Raw genomic sequence first — 3,679 nt, forward strand, 5'->3', positions numbered from 1 at the left:
AGCAAGTACCAACCGGGGGTGTAACTGTGCCTACAGCGAGTCCTACAATTAATAAAGCACCAAATTGAACTGGCGAAATACCAATGGCCATACATGCTGGTAAAAAAACCGGAGTAAATAATAATATTGCGGGACTAACATCGATAAAAGTACCGGCTAACAAGATAATATTCATAATTACCATTAACGTAAATACAGGAGAAAGGTTCAAACCTATAACAAAGTTTGCTATAGCTAGAGGCACCCCTTCAAGGGCTAATATCCATACATATAACTGGCTAACTGCGATAATAATCATTATCGATGAACAGGTCTTAATTGCTTTTAAAAAACTCCCAGGAAGATTTTTTGCTTTTAAGCCACGAAAAATAAAAAGACCAACTACTATTGAATACATAACCCCAAAAGAAGCAGATTCATTTGCAGTTGCAACACCAAAAACTACAGTACCAACAACAAATACTGGCATAATTAGTGCTACCAATGATTGTCGTGTAACTTTCAATACATTTCCCCAGGAGTATTCAAAATTCTCCCTCGGGTAATCTCGTCTATAAGAAATAACTAAATTGATAATCAACTGTGAAAGACCAACCAACACACCGGGAATTAAGCCAGCAAGAAATAATTTCCCAACAGACTGTTCGGCCGTTACACAGTAAAGTATCATCGGAACACTCGGGGGAATTACCATACCCATAGTTGAAGAGGCTACTGTTATACCAGCAGCATATTCTTTAGTATATCCACGCTTTTCCATTTCCGGTATCAAGATTGCACCAATTGAGGCAGTATCTGATGCTGATGAACCGGATATTCCCCCAAAGATCATGCTTGCAAAAACATTAATACATCCAAGTCCACCTTTTAATCTTCCAAATATCAAGTTACTAAAATCAATTATTCTATTAGTAATACCGCTATCATTCATTAATTGTCCCATAACAATAAACAAAGGAAGCGCAATCATTGCATCATTATTTAAACCGGAAAAAAGACGCTGGGGGAATACTGTTAAAAGTTCTGGTCTATATACTAAAAAGTATGATAATGCGGATAAACCTAAAGAATAGGCAATTGGGATTCCTATAATCAAACATAGAGCTAATGCTACCAATAAAAGCGTCATGATTTTTTCCTTTCTTTTGCCGTTGTTTTTCTTTTTGCAACAAAACTATCTTGTTTAATGTCTTGTTTTACTTGCCCCACCAATCCTTCTATTTCTGCATAAATATCTTCAGTTTCACGAGATAGTTCTTCGGAATTTGCATAAATTAAATAAATATTATAAAGGCAATATAATATTACGAGACCACACCCAATAGGAATTGGAATTCTTTGCACCCAAAAAGGAATTTGCGTCATCGGAGATTTGAAAGTCCATATAGATTTAATCCAACCTAAACTCATATAAAAAAAGACGGCATTTAAAACGGAAATCAATATATAGTTGATAGTCAAAACAATCCTTCTTGCACCTGTAGAAAGTTTATTAACAAAAAAAGATATTTTAATATGTTCTCTTTGTCTTACCAGGATAGCAGCTCCTAAAGCTGAACAATATACGAATAGCATGGTAATAATTTCATTTGTTCCCATAATGGATGTTTTAAATCCATACCGTAATAAGACAAGGCTAAATATTAATAAAAAAATTATTATAAAAAAAACAGTAATAATCCACTCTATAGACCCGGTAATAAAGCGGTCGAATCTCTTTAGCCAATCCATAAAATTCGGATTCCCTTCTTTGCATTAAAAAATGAGTGAGGCCATTTTACTGACCTCACTCTTAAATTTAATACGTAAAATTATTTGTTACGATATTCAGCAAGCACACTTTGAACTGCTTTCACGTCATCCATACCAAAAAGACCATCATCTACATAAATTTGTAAAAGCGGCTCGGCAGCCTTGCTCCACGCTTTAACTAACTCGGGATCTTCAAGCACTTTAACTGTGCTATCACACACTGCTACTAATTTTTCGCAAAATTCATCAGACTGTCCTGAAACCATCTCATCAGAATATTGCATTGCTTCGACTGAAACTTCGTTAAAGATTGTTTTCAGATCATCTGGAAGTGATTGATACCATTCCATGTTTACCATTAAAGGATCAGCGCCTACCATATAGTTAATCCAGGTAAAATGTGGTGCAACTTCATATGTCTTATTTGTCTCGAGAAAAGCTGCATCGTTACACATGCCATCAATAACTCCGGTTTTTAAAGCCATGTAAGTATCCGAAGATGCCATTTCCATAGGGTGAGCACCCATTTGTTTGTAGAATTTAATGATTGGAGCTTGACCAGGTGATCTCATTTTTAATCCTATTAAATCTTCCGGACGTTCAATTTGTTTTACTTTACAAATCATATTTCGACCACCCGTAAAACCAATTGCAGGAATGTATGCGCCTTTTATTGAGCCATCAACGCATAATTGTTTAGCGAAGTCACTATGATTAAAATACATTACTTCATCATAAGAATGGAACATGAATGGAGCCATCCATAATTGGAATTTTGGATTTAAATATTCAAAAAAAGCCCCTCTATACCCCTGAATTGCACCGGTTAAAAGCATCTCAAAAAGTTCCTTTTCTTTTCCAAGTACTCCGCTATCATAGATTTCTGCTTTAATTCGACCATCTGAGCGTTTTTCGATTTCATCTTTAAACCATAACATGGATACTGTCCTGGGATGTTGTGGATTTTGCTGGTTGGAATATTTAAATGTGTAGACCTTTTCTGCGGCAAAAGAAGATAGGAAGATACTTGAAAACAAGAAAATCACTAAAAAAATAAGTAAACCAATTTTCAAATTACTTTTCATTTTTTACCTCCAAAACATTTTTAAATTTTAAAACACTTGCACTTAAGAAAAATTTTCTTCTTATATCTCACCTCCTCTTATTAGCTCCCTGCCATCTAAAAGAAAATCTCTTTTTTTCAGGGTATAGTCACAGGGAGTGTTTTAATTTTTCAAGAAGCTAATTTTGGTAATTTTATTAGTAGAAAAGCTGGGTAAATTAATAATCTAAAAAATGTATTGTATGTAAGTTTTTTGGTATAATTTAACCAGTTCTTCAATATTTACGCGAACGTTTGCACTACATTTAAATAATTCGATTAGAATTATTTTTTTATATTTCACTTCATTTGCCGATAAATTATAAGTCCAAAGAGAAAATGTAGAAAACCCAAAAAGCATTAATATAATTATGCAGTCGATTGCAGGTAATTTTATTTTATAACAAAATCATCCTTCTTGTCAAAAATTTTTTTATAATATTTTTATTATATTTTATGAAAGAATTAACTTTGCTAGATTTAGGACAAATAAATAGGTGTCCGTCCCTAATATTTTTACAAGATTTTTTATCTATGCTATACATACTAATGACAAGGTGAAAGAACATAAGGAAATTCAAATATAATCAAAGTTGGGACACTATCTATTTTCTCTTCATATCAGTATTAATTATTGAATATTTTAATAATTATTTTTTAATAAAAATATTTACATGTCAGCTTACAGTTTTTTGCCATACTCCAATAATGATTAGTAGTAACCTTACCTTTGGCGTAGGCTTCATGCCACCCATCAGGAACATACATATATTTATACAAGCTTCTACGTCTGGCTTCAAGTAACATCCTGGGTACTTTCATAAA

The 3,679-nt window shown here is 33.2% G+C and carries 3 protein-coding genes; all 3 read right to left on the reverse strand.

Going from position 1 to position 3,679, the window contains the following annotated elements:
- Positions 1-1,129, reverse strand: a 1,129-nt coding sequence (locus tag J7K39_04035) for a TRAP transporter large permease (protein ID MCD6179054.1), incomplete at its 3' end; no start/stop codon positions are given.
- Positions 1,126-1,731, reverse strand: a complete 606-nt coding sequence (locus J7K39_04040; GenBank protein MCD6179055.1) for a TRAP transporter small permease — start codon at positions 1,729-1,731, stop codon at positions 1,126-1,128. The genes J7K39_04035 and J7K39_04040, both read right to left, overlap by 4 nt.
- An 80-nt stretch (positions 1,732-1,811) precedes the next feature.
- The gene (locus tag J7K39_04045) at positions 1,812-2,837 is read right to left on the reverse strand and encodes a TRAP transporter substrate-binding protein (GenBank protein MCD6179056.1); all 1,026 of its coding nucleotides are present in this window, start codon (positions 2,835-2,837) and stop codon (positions 1,812-1,814) included.
- Positions 2,838-3,679 lie beyond the last annotated feature (842 nt).

The organism is Bacteroidales bacterium (assembly GCA_021157585.1).
Taxonomy (GTDB): domain Bacteria; phylum Bacteroidota; class Bacteroidia; order Bacteroidales; family UBA12170; genus UBA12170.

Bases quoted from the DNA above. Each gene is read 5' to 3' on its own strand.
- J7K39_04040 (MCD6179055.1), bottom strand. From the start codon at position 1,731: ATGGATTGGCTAAAGAGATTCGACCGCTTTATTACCGGGTCTATAGAG.
- J7K39_04045 (MCD6179056.1), bottom strand. From the start codon at position 2,837: ATGAAAAGTAATTTGAAAATTGGTTTACTTATTTTTTTAGTGATTTTC.